The following is a 15,058-nucleotide window of genomic DNA, read 5'->3' as shown; positions in this document are numbered from 1 at the left end:
TCCCCTGTCCCCTGTCCTGCATCCCTACAGGATGAAGAAGTCGCTGTGAGACAGCGAGAGATGCGGTGCCAGCTTTGCAAACTGGATCGCGCCGCCCTTCGCGGTACCATCGGGATCGTAGAGAAGATCGCCGGTATCGCGCTCGTAGATGATCCGGTCGCGAGCGTCCTGCGCGTTGCCGGAACTATTGCTGGCAAAAGCGCCTGCCGCGAGGATGCCGTGTGGGCCAAGCGCGGCAAAGACGTCACTGTCGAGCCGGAACAGATCCTCGCCTACCGTAAAGTCGAGCACCTTATCGACATTTTTCGCGGCATCCAGCCGGGTGGAGAAGACGAAGTCGTCCCTGCCCGCTCCGCCGATCAGGTGATCGTTGCCAGCGCGGCCGTCGATGATGTTGTCGCTGCCGTTGCCGATGATGCGATTGGACAGCGCATTGCCCGTGGCCTTTGCATCCGCCTCGCCGATCAGGGTCAGGTTCTCGATGCCGGTGTAATGGCCGAGCCAGCGGGTGGTCGTCGAGGTGATCGTATCGCTGCCCGACGTGTCGGTGACCCGGTCCGAGCCGGCGCTCAGCACATAGGTGTCGTTGCCGGCGCCGCCGATCAGATGGTCCCGGCCGCCGGCTCCGTCCAGAAGATTGTTGGCGGAGTTGCCGATAATCGTGTTGTTCGACGTGTTGCCGTGACCATGAGTGTCGCCCTCGCCGAGTAGCCTCAGCTTCTCTATCATCGGATAGGACGTCAGCGAGCGGGATATCGTCGATGTGATCGTGTCCTGCCCCGCGCTGTCCGCGATCCTGTCCTTTTCCGCTCCCAGCACATAGGTATCGTCGCCCGCGCCGCCGATGAGCGTGTCGCGCCCGGCGCCGCCGTCAAGCAGGTCGTTGCCGATATTGCCGGTAATGACATTGTCCAGCGCATTGCCGCGCCCCGTGAGGCCGCCCGTCCCGAGCAGCCGCAGATTCTCGATCGCCGGATGGGCCACCAGCGAGCGGGAAATCATGGAGGTGATCGTGTCGATGCCCGCACTGTCTATCACCGTGTCACGCCCGGCCCCCAGCACATAGGTGTCGTTGCCGGCACCGCCCAAGAGCACATCCTTTCCCGCGCCGCCGTTCAGGATGTCGTCGCCCGCAGCAAGCGTATCAGCTTCGACGGGATTAGGCAGTGTCAGGTTCAGGGTGTAGCTGGCGCCGGCAGGCAGCACACCGTCGCCCGGGTAGAGCGAAACGCGAACGTAGTAGAGCCCCGGCTTCGTCACCGTATAGGAGATGAAGCTCTGAAAGCCGTAGCCCTCGTCACCGGGGTCCGAGGCGGAATCCTCGTTCTGCGTCAGGATGTTGCCTCGGCTGTCAATCAGCTGGAGGTGCGAATCCATCGTCCCGTCGGTATCGAGGATCAACTGTCCCGCCGCGCGCACGGCGAATGAGTAGAAATCCATGCTCCAGTCGCCGGAGCCCGACACCTTGACCGTGGGGTTGGTGTCCGAATGCTGGATATTGGGGTCCTGGCGCATGCCGATCGCCTTGTCCAACGACAGCGCGGATGCGCGCGTGTCATGCCGCAATCCGCCCGGTTCGAAGAAAACGCCAGGGCCGAGATAGGCCTTGCCGGCGCGGTTGTCGCCATAGAGGATGTCGTTGCCGTTGCCGCCGGACAGCCGGTCGTTGCCGGAACGGCCCGTCAGCATGTCGTTGCCGTCATTGCCGTAGAGCCGATTGTTCGCGGCGTTGCCGGCGATGTCATCCTTCGCCGAGCCGCCCCTGGCATTTTCGATCAGGGAGCGGGCGTCCCCAGCGTACTGGAGGGCGTTGTAGACGTTGCCGTTTGCCCGCGCCGTGTAGCCCAGTTGCGCGCGCTGGTACTGGGAGACGAGCGACCAACTGCCTGGTGCGAGGTCAATGAAGGCGTCCTGATCGTAGTTCGAAAAGTCGTAGGTGTCGTTGCCGCCACCGTCCCAGATGGTGAGGAAGACGCGGTTGGCAGCGCCCCCCTTGCCGTCGCCCGGCGCCCCCTGCCCCCTACCGTCGACGAACATCTCGCCGGTTTCGGGTGACCAGCTGTATACGGTGTTGCCGGCATTGGTGGAAAAATTCGCGCCGTAGAGATGCTGGATGGCGGCAATGTCGTTCATCATCAGCGTCTGGGGCGACCCGTACTCCTCGGCCGAATAGGGCGCCACCATGCCCCCGAGGAACGAGCGATAGGTCATCACGGAGAATTCGATGCCGTCGCGATCCTGCGGCAGCGCCAGCTTGAAGCCGTCGATATCCGTTCCGGCATCGTGACCGTGGCTCAAGCCGAGCGCATGGCCGATCTCGTGGATGTGGGTGAGCCAGGCGTAGGTACCGAGCTGCGGCTTGCGGTAATCGCTGAACGTACCGGCATAATCATTGCCGAACCAGAGGTCGCCGTCGGATGTCTTGCCGGTGGTGCCGACGAAGGTCAGCACTTCTGCGGTCGGCAGGTTCGCGCCGTCGATATGGTCCGCCTGCCCGACCATGATATCGGACTTTCCGGCGGGATCCGCAGCGAGCGCCAACTGCACATTGGAGATCTGCGAAAAGGAGCCGTATGTGAACGGCGCGGTGCCGGAGGTCACCTTCCCCTCCAGGATCGACTGGACCGCGTCTTTCTGCTGCTTGCCGACGGCGCTGAAGCCGGTGACCGGGTGGCCGTAGTCTGCCCCGTAGTCCGAAATCGCATCCGGGAAGCTGTAGGTGATCCGGCCGCTCCACTGCGTGCCGTAGAGAATACCGTCGATATATGGATTGCCCGTCGGAACCGACCTGATGCCTGCAGCCATGTAGCCTCCCATTCAGCATGTGAACGGGCCGGCAACTCCAACACAATCCGCACGCCATAGCCGATGCTAGCGCGGCGTGCGCCGCGGTTACAATCGACATACTCCTAATTTAGGTTGTTCTTGCAAAAAGCGGCTTTGTAAAGGCACCCATCGGATATTCGGGCGGGTAGCAGGGCTCAAGGTGTAAGCGGCGGGCCGCCGCAACCACATCCGCTGTCCCATGGCAAGCATGTGACAATCGCGCTGTGGCAGAGAGGTCGCAAACTACCCTTAATTTTGCCCCCTTATTTCTTGGGTTCTCCACAACTGATTGGCGTAAGCTTCAAGCGCGGCACCTCAACCGGCTGGAATTCCAGCATTTACCACATGTCCCCATTTTCCACAGGCAGAGCACACAACATCTAGCGTCCACAAATCCGTCATAAACCACCCCTTGACGGAATCGGGTGCCATGTCGTTAATGGTTTCCACGCTGCAACTGCGGCAGGGCGCGAGAGTTTGTAAGTCCGAGCCCTTCAATCAAAAAAATGCGTTTTGTGACCATGCGTCGAGGTGGATGAAGCACCGGCCGCAGGGGAGGTTTTTGCGCACTATTTTCTGATGGCAGGAGCAGCCAAAAGACTGGCGTAAAGAAGCTGTTAATACTATATTTAGTGTTTGCAGCAATGCTCAGCACAAGATACAGGGTGCCGCGAGAACGGGTTTCCCGAACAGAGTGAAGAATTTGAGCTGGCTGCGAAGAACCGCGGCCGGACGTGGATATTCGCGCCCCGGCCACGGGTGGCGCGACAACCAAAGGGACAACGGACCATGCGCATAGAACGTCGCTTCACCAAGCAGGGCCAATCGGCCTATGCAGAGATCGAATTCCGCAAGGCCACCAGCGAGATCAAGAACCCGGACGGCTCGATCGTCTTCCGGCTCGCCGACATCGACGTCCCCGCGCAGTTCAGCCAGGTCGCAGCCGACATCCTGGCGCAGAAGTATTTCCGCAAGGCAGGCGTGCCGGCCAGGCTGAAGAAGGTCGAGGAGAACGACGTCCCCTCCTTCCTGTGGCGCTCCGTCGCCGACACCGAAGCCCTGAAGGCGCTCCCCGAGGGTGAGCGCTACGGCTCGGAGACCGACGCACGGCAGGTGTTCGACCGTCTCGCCGGGACGTGGACCTACTGGGGCTGGAAGGGCGGATACTTCGCATCCGAAGAAGATGCGTCCGCCTTCAAGGATGAGCTCGCCTACATGCTCGCCACCCAGCGCGTCGCGCCCAACAGCCCGCAGTGGTTCAACACCGGCCTGCACTGGGCCTACGGCATCGACGGTCCCGGCCAGGGCCACTTCTATGTCGACCCGTTCACCGGCAAGCTCACGAAGTCCAAGTCGGCCTACGAGCACCCGCAGCCGCATGCCTGCTTCATCCAGTCGGTCGAGGACGATCTCGTCAACGAGAACGGCATCATGGACCTGTGGGTGCGCGAGGCACGCCTGTTCAAGTACGGCTCCGGCACCGGCTCCAACTTCAGCCACCTGCGTGGCGAAGGCGAGAAGCTTTCCGGCGGCGGCCGCTCCTCCGGCCTGATGAGCTTCCTGAAGATCGGCGACCGCGCGGCCGGCGCGATCAAGTCGGGCGGCACGACGCGCCGCGCGGCCAAGATGGTCGTGGTCGACATCGACCATCCCGACATCGAGGCCTACATCAACTGGAAGGTCAAGGAAGAGCAGAAGGTGGCGGCCCTCGTCACCGGCTCCAAGATCGTCGCCACCCACCTGAAGGCGATCATGAAGGCCTGCATCAATTGCGCCGCCGACAACGACGCCTGCTTCGACCCCAACGAGAACCCGGCGCTGAAGCGCGAGATCCGCGCCGCCAAGAAGGACCAGGTTCCGGAAAACTACATCAAGCGCGTCATCCAGTTCGCCAAGCAGGGCTACAAGGACATCGAGTTCAAGACCTACGACACGGACTGGGATTCGGAAGCCTATCTCACCGTCTCCGGCCAGAACTCCAACAATTCGGTCTCGCTGAAGGACGACTTCCTGCGCGCCGTGGAGAACGACGGCGACTGGAACCTGACCGCGCGCAAGGACGGCAAGGTGATGAAGACGCTCAAGGCGCGCGACCTTTGGGAGCAGATCTCCTACGCCGCCTGGGCATCCGCCGATCCGGGCCTGCACTTCAACACGACGATGAACGACTGGCACACCTGCCCGGCGGCCGGCCCGATCCGCGCCTCCAACCCGTGCTCGGAATACATGTTCCTCGACGACACGGCGTGCAACCTCGCCTCGCTGAACCTTCTGCAATTCAAGGATGCGGCGACGAAGAACATCAACATCGCCGACTACGAGCATGCCGTCCGCCTGTGGACGATCGTGCTGGAAGTCTCGGTGATGATGGCGCAGTTCCCGAGCCGCCAGATCGCCGAACTCTCCTATGAATACCGCACGCTCGGCCTCGGCTACGCCAATATCGGTGGCCTGCTGATGTCGTCGGGCATTCCCTATGATTCGGCAGAGGGCCGGGCGATTGCCGGTGCGCTCACGGCGATCATGACCGGCGTCGCCTATGCGACCTCGGCCGAGATGGCCGGCGAGCTCGGCACCTTCCCGGGCTTTGCGCCAAACCGCGACAACATGCTGCGGGTGATGCGCAACCACCGCCGCGCAGCCTATGGCGAGAGCAGCGGCTACGAGAGGCTGTCGGTCGCCCCGGTGGCTCTCGTCCACGATGATTGCCCCGACCAGGACCTGATCGTCCATGCCATGGCGGCCTGGGACCAGGCCGTGGCCCTCGGTGAAAAGCACGGCTATCGCAATGCCCAGACGACCGTGATCGCGCCGACCGGCACGATCGGCCTCGTGATGGACTGCGACACCACCGGCATCGAGCCCGACTTCGCCCTGGTGAAGTTCAAGAAGCTCGCCGGCGGCGGCTATTTCAAGATCATCAACCGCGCCGTCCCGGAAGCCTTGCGCACGCTCGGCTACTCGGAAGCCCAGATCGCCGAGATCGAGGCCTATGCGGTCGGCCACGGCAACCTGAACCAGGCGCCCGGCATCAACCCCGGCTCGCTGAAGGCCAAGGGCTTCACGGACGAGAAGATCGCCGCCGTCAACGGAGCGCTGAAGGCCGCCTTCGACATCAAGTTCGTCTTCAACCAGTGGACGCTCGGCGCCGACTTCCTCAAGGAGACGCTGAAGGTCACCGACGCCCAGCTTGCCGACATGAGCTTCAACCTGCTCGAGCACATCGGTTTCTCGCGCAAGGACATCGAGGCCGCCAACATCCACGTCTGCGGCGCGATGACGCTGGAGGGCGCACCCTTCCTGAAGGCGGAGCACCTGCCCGTCTTCGATTGCGCCAACCCCTGCGGCAAGATCGGCAAGCGCTACCTCTCGGTCGAAAGCCACATCCGCATGATGGCGGCCGCCCAGCCGTTCATTTCGGGTGCGATCTCCAAGACGATCAACATGCCGAACGAGGCGACCGTCGAGGACTGCAAGAACGCCTACATGCTGTCGTGGAAGCTGGCGCTGAAGGCCAACGCGCTCTACCGCGACGGCTCCAAGCTGTCGCAGCCGCTCAACGCCTCGCTGATCGAGGACGAGGAGGACGAGGATGCGGTCGAGGAACTGGTCGCAGCACCGGCCGCCGCCCAGGCCGTCACCGTGACCGAGAAGATCGTCGAGCGGATCATCGAGCGCGTCACCCGCGAGCGCGAGAAGCTGCCGAACCGCCGCCAGGGCTATACCCAGAAGGCCGTCGTCGGCGGGCACAAGGTTTACTTGCGCACCGGCGAATTCGGTGACGGCCGCCTCGGCGAGATCTTCATCGACATGCACAAGGAGGGTGCTGCCTTCCGGGCGATGATGAACAACTTCGCGATCGCCATCTCGCTCGGCCTGCAATACGGCGTGCCGCTCGAAGAATACGTGGAGGCCTTCACCTTCACCAAGTTCGAACCGGCCGGCATGGTGCAGGGCAACGACGCGATCAAGAACGCGACGTCGATCCTCGACTACGTGTTCCGCGAACTCGCCGTCTCCTATCTCGGCCGCCACGACCTCGCCCATGTCGACACCTCCGACTTCGGCAACACCGCGCTCGGCAAGGGCATCCAGGAGGGCAAGACCAACCTCGTCTCGACCGGCTGGACCCGCGGCTACAAGCCGACGCTCGTCTCCGGCGGCGAGCGTCAGCTCGGCGAACCGAAGGGCGCGGCGACGGCGGCTCCCGCCAAGGCTTCCGGCGGCGGCAACGTCACCGCCTTTGCCGGCAACGCCGCCCGCAAGCTGGAAACGGCCACCGCCATCTCGACCTCGGAAATCGTCGCCTTCAAGCGCGACTACGAGGAACGCGCCGCCGAACTGGCCGAAGAGATTGCGGAAGAGATCTCCGAAGAGGTCGCGACCGAAAGCCAGCAGTCCGTCACCGCCCTCTTCTCCGACAAGGCAGCAGCCGACGCGGCCGCAGCCAAGGCGGAGGCCAAGAAGGTGGAGAACGAACGCCGCATGCGCTCGATCGCGCAAGGGTATACCGGCAACATGTGCTCGGAGTGCCAGAACTTCACGATGGTGCGCAACGGCACCTGCGAGAAGTGCGACACCTGCGGCGCGACGAGCGGGTGCAGCTGAGGACGTCGGCGGGCAGCCAGCAACGTATCTGTCCGTCCTGTGTGCCTGTAGACCGATAACGCCAGGAACTGGCGTCAAGACTTGCCGTAAGCCCGCCGTTTGAGCGGGCTTATTGCATTTTGGGACACGTCAATCGGAGTGTCTGGAATGCGAAGCTTTCCATCTGTCGCACACGTCGGCCGCCACACAACCGACGCCACCGAGGCAGCAATCCATGATTGTCCTCAATTCGTGGAGCACCCTCTCCGAATCACCTAGCGTCACCTCCAGACCAAGAGGAGTTGACCATGGCGACGTGCAAGGATCGGGACGGCGATATCTGGGAAATCTATCAGAGCAACGGAAGGTGGCGCTGGCGCAGGACTGCGGCAAACGGGCGGATCGTCGGGGCCTCGACCGAATCCTACGTGAACCGCAGCGACTGCGTAGACAATGCCCGCCGCAACGGAATGGCCTGCACTCCGGCGTAGCGCGGAACAAGTTCTCCGCTTACAGCCAACCGCCTGAAAATCCGGCGCGTCGCAGGCCCACGACCAGCGGCCCGCAGTGGCGCATGATGTTCCACAGGAGCTCGCTCCTGTAGTTCTCGATCATCAGGACGACGGGCCCCTGGTCGATGCCGAAGTGATAGGGACTGACCCACCAGCCGGTGTGACCGTTTTCCATCGCAAAGGATCGATTGAAGGAAGGCTTGAAGCCGTAGAGGCGTGTCATGCCGAGATCCATGCGCGCGAAGTTGCTGATGGTAGGAATGACGATCTCGGGTGCGAACGGCAGCGAGGCGACGACCGCCCAGGGCGCCACCGTTCCGTCGTCGGGACCGTAGGGAGCGCCGCGGGCGATGTAGTCGAAGAACTCCCTGTCGATGCCATCGACGTTGCGCTTAGTCCAGCCCGGGCCGTCGGACGCCGTGAACCCCCAGCAATGCTCGCCGTAGCCGGCGAAATTCATCGGGTTGCGAATGGCGTATTCCTGCTGGACGAAGGTGGCGTGCCGGCTGTTCAGGAAATAGTCGCTGTTGTGCTCGCGCATGAACGCGTCGCGGATGCCGCGGAAATCGATCCACATGTGCGACAGTTGATGCGTGAAGAGCGGCCCCGAATAAAGCAGTTCGCGACCGTAGATGTTCCGCCACTCATAGCTGTGCGTATAGGCGGCATAGGAGTCGGCCGGCAGCGGATGGGTCGGAGAGCCCAGCCCGAGGATGTAGAGAAGCAGGCCTTCGTCGTAGCCGCGCCAGCGATAGGGAATGAAGCCGTTTTCCGGCCGCCAGCCATGGGTTAGCGTCAGGCCGCCGTCGCGCGCCCAGTTCCAGTCGGCCCGCTCGTACAGCGCGTTTGCGAGACGGCGGATCTCGACTTCTTCCGCCGCTTTCCCATCGAAATAGGCCGCCACCGTCAGGGCGCCGGCAAAGAGGAACGCCGAATCGATCGTCGACAGCTCGCATTCCCAGACCCGGCGTCCGGTCTCGATATCGAGAAAGTGATAGAAGAAGCCCTTGTAGCCTGAAGCATCGGGTTCCGGCCCCTGTGGCAGGTCCAGCAGGAACTCCAGCCGCCGGCGGGCGATCTTGGCGGCAAACTTGCGGATGATGATACCGCGCTCGACGAGGACGGGAATGGTGGCGAGCGCCATGCCGATGGCCGCGATGCTGGCGGGTGCATCGGGTTGGGTCTTGTCGCGGACAAGCCCGTTATCCGGGTTGGTGCAGTGCAGGTAATAGAGAATCGTGGTGAACTGGAGCCGGCCGAGATCCTGTTCGGTCGGCATCCGCTTCAGTTCGGGATCGGTCGACAACAAGTTGGACATGGCCAATCAACTATTAGATGTGCTTTGCGGTTCCCTCCGGCCCGCGCGGGACAATGTCTTCGGCGGAGCGCGATCGGCATTGCGGTGCCCGCAGGCGCCGGGGCAGATGGTCAGGTGTTGTCGCCTTCCGTGGACGTCGCTACGGCCGTCTTCGCACCCGCCTTCACGCCCCACTTCCATCCACTGATCGAAGGCATGTCGTCGCCGTGCTTCTCGATGTATTCGCGATGCTCAATCAGCTTGGCCTGAATGGCCTGCTTGAAATAGGCAGCGCGCGCGCCGAGCTGAGGCAGCCTGTCGATGACGTCGCCGACCAGGTGGAACCGGTCGAGTTCGTTGAGCACCACCATGTCGAAGGGCGTCGTCGTCGTGCCCTCCTCCTTGTAGCCACGCACATGGAGATTGCCGTGGTTCGTCCGGCGATAGGTCAGCCGGTGGATCAGCCAGGGATAGCCGTGGAAAGCGAAGATGATCGGCTTGTCGCGCGTGAACAGCGCGTCGAAATCGCGGTCCGACAGGCCGTGCGGATGCTCCTCCGCCGGCTGCAGCTTCATCAGGTTCACCACATTGATCACCCGCACCTTCAGTTCGGGCAAATGCTCACGCAAGAGCTGGACGGCGGCGAGCGTCTCCAGCGTCGGCACGTCGCCGCAGCAGGCCATCACCACATCCGGCTCCCCGCCCCTGTCGTTGCTCGCCCATTCCCAGATGCCGAGCCCCATGGCGCAATGGCGGACGGCCTCCGGCATCGTCAGCCATTGCGGCGCCGGCTGCTTGCCTGCGATCACCACATTGACGTAATTGCGGCTGCGCAGGCAGTGGTCGGTGACGGAGAGCAACGTATTGGCATCCGGCGGCAGATAGACGCGGACGACCTCGGCCTTCTTGTTGACGACATGGTCGATGAAACCCGGGTCCTGGTGGCTGAAGCCGTTGTGATCCTGTCGCCAGACATGGGAACTGAGGAAATAGTTCAGCGAGGCGATCGGCCGACGCCAGGGGATTTCGTTGCACACCTTCAGCCACTTGGCATGCTGGTTGAACATGGAATCGATGATGTGGATGAAGGCCTCGTAGCACGAAAAGAAGCCGTGCCGGCCGGTGAGCAGGTAGCCCTCCAGCCAGCCCTGGCACTGGTGCTCGCTCAGCACTTCCATGATGCGGCCATCCGGCGAGAGGTGGTCGTCCTCCGGATAGATTTCCGCCATGTAGCAGCGGTCGGTCACCTCCAGCACGTCCTGCCAGCGGTTGGAATTGTTCTCGTCCGGGCTGAACAGGCGGAAATTGCTGTCGCCGAGGTTCAGCTTCATGACATCGCGCAGGAACTTTCCCATCACCCGGGCGGATTCGGCTACCGTAGCGCCGGGACTTGGAACCTCGACCGCGTATTTACGGAAGTCCGGCATCTTCAGGTCGCGCAGCAGAACACCACCATTGGCATGCGGATTGTCGCTCATCCGCCGCCGCCCCACCGGCGCCAGTGCCGCAATTTCCGGCATCAACCGCCCCTCGTCGTCGAACAGTTCCTCCGGGCGATAGCTCTTCATCCACCCTTCGAGAATGCGGATGTGCTCCGGCTTGTCCATGTCGCCCATCGGCACCTGGTGCGAGCGCCAGTAGCCCTCGCATTTCTTGCCGTCGATCTCTTCGGGGCATGTCCAGCCCTTCGGCGTGCGGAAGACGATCATCGGCCATGCGGGCCGCTTGAGGTTGCCGTTTTCGCGCGCGTCGGCCCAGATGGCGCGGATCTCGCTGACGGCCGTGTCCATGACTTCCGCAAGCTGGCGATGGACGTCCTCCGGCTCATGACCTTCCACGAAATGGGGTTTGTAGCCCATGCCCTCGAAGAATTTCTGCAACTCCTCCTTGGGAATGCGGGCAAGGAAACAGGGGTTGGCGATCTTGTATCCGTTCAGGTGCAGGATCGGCAGCACGCAGCCATCCCGGGCCGGGTTCAGGAACTTGTTTCCCTGCCAGCCGGTGGCAAGCGGTCCAGTCTCCGCCTCGCCGTCACCGACGACGCAGGCGACGATCAGGTCAGGATTGTCGAAGGCGGCACCATAGGCGTGGCTCAGCGCGTAGCCGAGTTCGCCGCCTTCATGGATGCTGCCGGGCGTCTCGGGCGCGACATGGCTCGGAATACCGCCGGGAAAGCTGAACTGCTTGAACAGCCGTTGCATCCCCTCCGTATCCTGGCTGATGTTCGGGTAGAACTCGCTGTAGGTGCCTTCCAGATAGGCATGCGCCACAAGCGACGGCCCGCCGTGGCCAGGGCCGATCACATAGATCATGTTCAGGTCGTCGCGCCGAATGAGCCGGTTGAGATGCACGTAGAGCATGTTCAGGCCGGGCGACGTGCCCCAGTGGCCCAGCAGGCGCGGCTTGACGTGCTCGCGCTTGAGCGGTGCTCGCAGCAGCGGATTGTCCAGCAGATAGATCTGGCCGACGGACAGGTAGTTCGACGCCCGCCAGTAGGCATCCATCAGGCGAAGCTCGTCCGCGTCGAGGCCTGCCGCCCGTCCGCCGGCGGCCTGCTCTCTCGTCGCTGCCATCTCAACCGAAGCCATGCCAACCTCCCGATCGCAAAGACATCATTGTTCTTTTAAACTTGCCGTTGCCAGCATAGGCACAGGTTGTGGCAGGCCTGTGATCCTAGCCGGGAAAGGGATCGGGGAAATGCTCGACAACGCCCCTGACGCCGTGGACGCCCTCTGCGACGACCCGTGCGGCCTTGCGGCATTCGGCGGTTTCCACCTTGCCCCAGAGATGCACGGTCCCGTCTGAGACCGAAACTTCAATACCAAGCCCTTCCAGGCCGGTATTCTCGTCAAGCCGGGTGAGAATGCTTCGCCGGATCGCGTCGTCGCCGGTCTGTGTCTCGTCCTGTTTGGCAGCCAGGATTGCCTGCAGCAGATCGGCGCGGCTGACGACGCCGACCAGTTCGCCGTCTCGCAGCACGGGGATGCGCTTCACCCCGCGTTCCTGCATCATCGTCGCGACGCGCGTGATCGAGGCGTCCTCGTCGATGGTGACCGGGGCGGCAGTCATCGCATCCCCGACCTTCCACGAGCTGCGTTTCACATAGGCGGTCGCCCGCGCCTCAGCCGGGGTCGTCGGTTCGGCCGGGCTACCCGCGACGCCGCTGCAGAGCTCGGTGCGCCGAATGAGATCGCCCTCGGTGATGACGCCGACCACATGCCCCTCGTCGTCGACGACCGGAAGACCGCTTACGTGATGGTCGAGCATGAGCCTTGCGGCCTGCCGCACACTGTTGTCGGGTGAAAGCCTGACGACGACCTTCGTCATCACATCCTTGACGCGCATGTGCTCCACCTCCGGCAAAGCCCTGAAACCGTCATCAGTCTCTACCAAATTAAACCCGCTGGGAAGCCGGGACAACCGCTTCCTTCCCGAGCAGTCGACCAGGGCGTCGCCCAGCCCACCGGCAGGGGATCGGCCAATCGGCTTGCGACAGTCTTGCGGCGGCTTTTGTCGCAAAACCGATACATGCCGTCTCTAAAGGCTAGAATGGCTCTAAACCAGGAGTCCGCGACAGCAATTGGAGACCGTCTGATGACCGAACATTTCACTCAAAAGACCTTCCCGACGACGCAACTCGAGGATGCGGACGGCGACGGACATAATCCGAGCCTGAATCCGACGATGGGCGAGATCATCGGCAAGCGGTTTTCGCGCCGCGGCTTCTTGCAGGGTTCGCTCGCCGTCTCGGCGATCGCCGCGACCGTAGGCCCCGTCGCGCTCATGAGCGCCGACAAGGCGCGGGCAGCCGGCGGTTCCGCCTTCTCGTTCACCGAGGTCGAAGCCGGCGTCGATGCAACGCATCATGTGGCGGAGGGCTATGATGCCGACGTGCTGCTGCGCTGGGGCGACGCGCTGTTTGCCGATTCTCCTGCGTTCGACCCGATGGCGCAGACTGCGGCCGCACAGGAACGCCAGTTCGGCTACAACAACGACTATGTCGGCTTCATTCCGCTTGAAGGCTCGTCCGAGCACGGACTGCTCGTGGTCAACCACGAATACACCAATCCCCACCTGATGTTCCCCGGCCTGGTCACCATCGTCGACGGCAAGGTGAAGCAGGGTGCGCTGTCGAAGGACCAGGTCGACGTCGAGATGGCGGCCCACGGCGGCACCGTCGTCGAGATCCGCAAGGTGAACGGCAAGTGGCAGGTGGTGCCGGAAGGCAAGCTGAACCGCCGCATCACCGTCAACACCGAGATGCAGCTGTCCGGTCCCGTCGCCGGCCACGACCGCGTCAAGACCAATGCGGACGCTACCGGCCAGAAGGTGTTCGGCACGCTCAACAACTGTGCCGGCGGGGTGACCCCGTGGGGCACCTACATCATGGCCGAAGAGAACTTCCACGGCTACTTCTCCGGCGAACTGCCGGCCGGCCACGCCGAGGCCGGAAACTACGAGCGCTACGGCGTTCCCGAGGGCGGCTACGAGTGGGCCAACTTCTACGACCGCTTCGACCTTTCCAAGGAGCCGAACGAGCCCAATCGTTTTGGCTGGATCGTCGAAGTGGACGTGATGGACCCGACGTCGGTGCCGAAGAAGCGCACGGCACTCGGCCGCACCAAGCACGAGGGCGCCGAATCGATCGTGGCGGAAAACGGCAAGGTGGTCTTCTATCTCGGCGACGACGAGCGCTTCGACTATGTCTACAAGTTCGTCACCGACGGCACCTACAATCCGGACGACCGCACAGCCAACATGGACCTGCTCGACGCCGGCACGCTCTATGTGGCCAAGTTCAACGAGGACGGCACGATGACCTGGCTGCCGCTCGTGCACGGCCAAGGTCCTCTGACCACCGAGAACGGCTTTGCCAGCCAGGCCGACGTGCTGATCGAGACCCGCCGCGCCGGCGACCTGCTCGGCGCCACCAAGATGGACCGCCCCGAGGATGTCCAGCCCAACGGCGTCAACGGCAAGGTCTACGTGATGCTGACCAACAACACCAAGCGCAAGGCCGACCAGATCGACGCCGCCAACCCGCGCGCGGAGAACGCCTTCGGCCACATCATCGAGATCGAGGAAGACGGCGGCGACTTCACCGCCACCTCGGGCAAGTGGGAGGTGCTTCTGAAGTGCGGCGATCCTTCCGTCGCCGAGGTGGGCGCCACCTTCTCCACGGAAACGACGAAGAACGGCTGGTTCGGCATGCCCGACAACTGTGCCGTCGACGCTGCCGGCCGCCTGTGGGTCTCCACCGACGGCAACTCGAACAAGGCGACGGGCCGCACCGACGGTCTGTGGGCGGTCGATACCGAGGGCGACGCGCGCGCCACCTCCAAGCTGTTCTTCCGCGTGCCTGTGGGTGCGGAAATGTGCGGCCCGCTGTTCACCCCGGACGACGAGACGGCCTTCGTCGCCGTCCAGCACCCGGGCGACGGCGGCGAGGACTGGGACGGCCACGGTCGCCCGTCCTACTACGAGGACCTCTCCACCCGGTGGCCCGACTTCAAGGACGACATGCCGGTTCGTCCGGCCGTCGTTGCGATCACGAAGATCGGCGGCGGCAAGATCGCCGTTTGATCGTTCCGGTTTGTCGCATCTGTCCCAGATTGGCCGGGTATCCCCGGCCAATCGCATTTTTCGGGAATGCGGGAACAAATCACCATCACGGAATATTGTGTCGTAGTTTCAGATCGATAGCGCGCCGTGTCCTCCGTGGAACAGAGGCCGTGGCCAATCCGCCCCCTGCGTTGCCGGTGCCACAGCCGGCGTTTTTGGGCGCCGTAAAGATTGGATTCAGTCTTTTTTGGTAATTCTCCGTTAGCAATTATTC

General features: G+C 63.1%; 7 protein-coding genes. 3 read left to right on the top strand and 4 right to left on the bottom strand.

Annotated features, from left to right (window positions below):
- Nucleotides 1–24 precede the first annotated feature (24 nt).
- Nucleotides 25–2,805 carry a M10 family metallopeptidase C-terminal domain-containing protein gene (locus tag CRO48_RS23010; protein ID WP_176526854.1) on the bottom strand — a complete coding sequence of 927 codons (2,781 nt, stop codon included), beginning with the start codon at nucleotides 2,803–2,805 and terminating at the stop codon, nucleotides 25–27.
- Between the two features lie 810 nt (nucleotides 2,806–3,615).
- On the opposite strand from CRO48_RS23010, the gene CRO48_RS23005 reads away from it, so the two are divergent.
- Nucleotides 3,616–7,434 carry a vitamin B12-dependent ribonucleotide reductase gene (locus CRO48_RS23005; RefSeq protein ID WP_097142110.1) on the top strand — a complete coding sequence of 1,273 codons (3,819 nt, stop codon included), beginning with the start codon at nucleotides 3,616–3,618 and terminating at the stop codon, nucleotides 7,432–7,434.
- Between the two features lie 287 nt (nucleotides 7,435–7,721).
- Complete coding sequence (locus tag CRO48_RS23000) at nucleotides 7,722–7,904, top strand: YegP family protein (protein ID WP_097142109.1); 183 nt, start codon at nucleotides 7,722–7,724, stop codon at nucleotides 7,902–7,904.
- 19 nt (nucleotides 7,905–7,923) lie between these two features.
- Here CRO48_RS23000 and CRO48_RS22995 read toward each other — a convergent pair whose 3' ends face one another.
- The 3 genes from CRO48_RS22995 to CRO48_RS22985 form a co-directional block, all read right to left on the bottom strand.
- A complete protein-coding gene (locus CRO48_RS22995) occupies nucleotides 7,924–9,243 on the bottom strand; it encodes a glucoamylase family protein (RefSeq protein ID WP_097142108.1) in 1,320 nt (439 codons plus the stop codon).
- Nucleotides 9,244–9,353: 110 nt separating this feature from the next.
- The gene (locus CRO48_RS22990; RefSeq protein ID WP_097142107.1) at nucleotides 9,354–11,810 is read right to left on the bottom strand and encodes a phosphoketolase family protein; all 2,457 of its coding nucleotides are present in this window, start codon (nucleotides 11,808–11,810) and stop codon (nucleotides 9,354–9,356) included.
- 85 nt (nucleotides 11,811–11,895) lie between these two features.
- Nucleotides 11,896–12,567, bottom strand: coding sequence for a CBS domain-containing protein (locus CRO48_RS22985; RefSeq protein ID WP_097142106.1), 672 nt, complete (start codon nucleotides 12,565–12,567; stop codon nucleotides 11,896–11,898).
- A gap of 249 nt (nucleotides 12,568–12,816) precedes the next feature.
- Here CRO48_RS22985 and CRO48_RS22980 point away from each other — a divergent pair, with 249 nt between their 5' ends.
- On the top strand, nucleotides 12,817–14,805 hold the full coding sequence (locus CRO48_RS22980) for a PhoX family protein (RefSeq protein ID WP_097142105.1): 1,989 nt from the start codon (nucleotides 12,817–12,819) through the stop codon (nucleotides 14,803–14,805).
- Nucleotides 14,806–15,058 lie beyond the last annotated feature (253 nt).

Origin of the sequence: Rhizobium subbaraonis (genome assembly GCF_900220975.1) — a bacterium.
GTDB classification, from domain to species: Bacteria; Pseudomonadota; Alphaproteobacteria; order Rhizobiales; family Rhizobiaceae; genus Mycoplana; species Mycoplana subbaraonis.
This window is presented reverse-complemented; position numbering and strand designations above follow the sequence as displayed.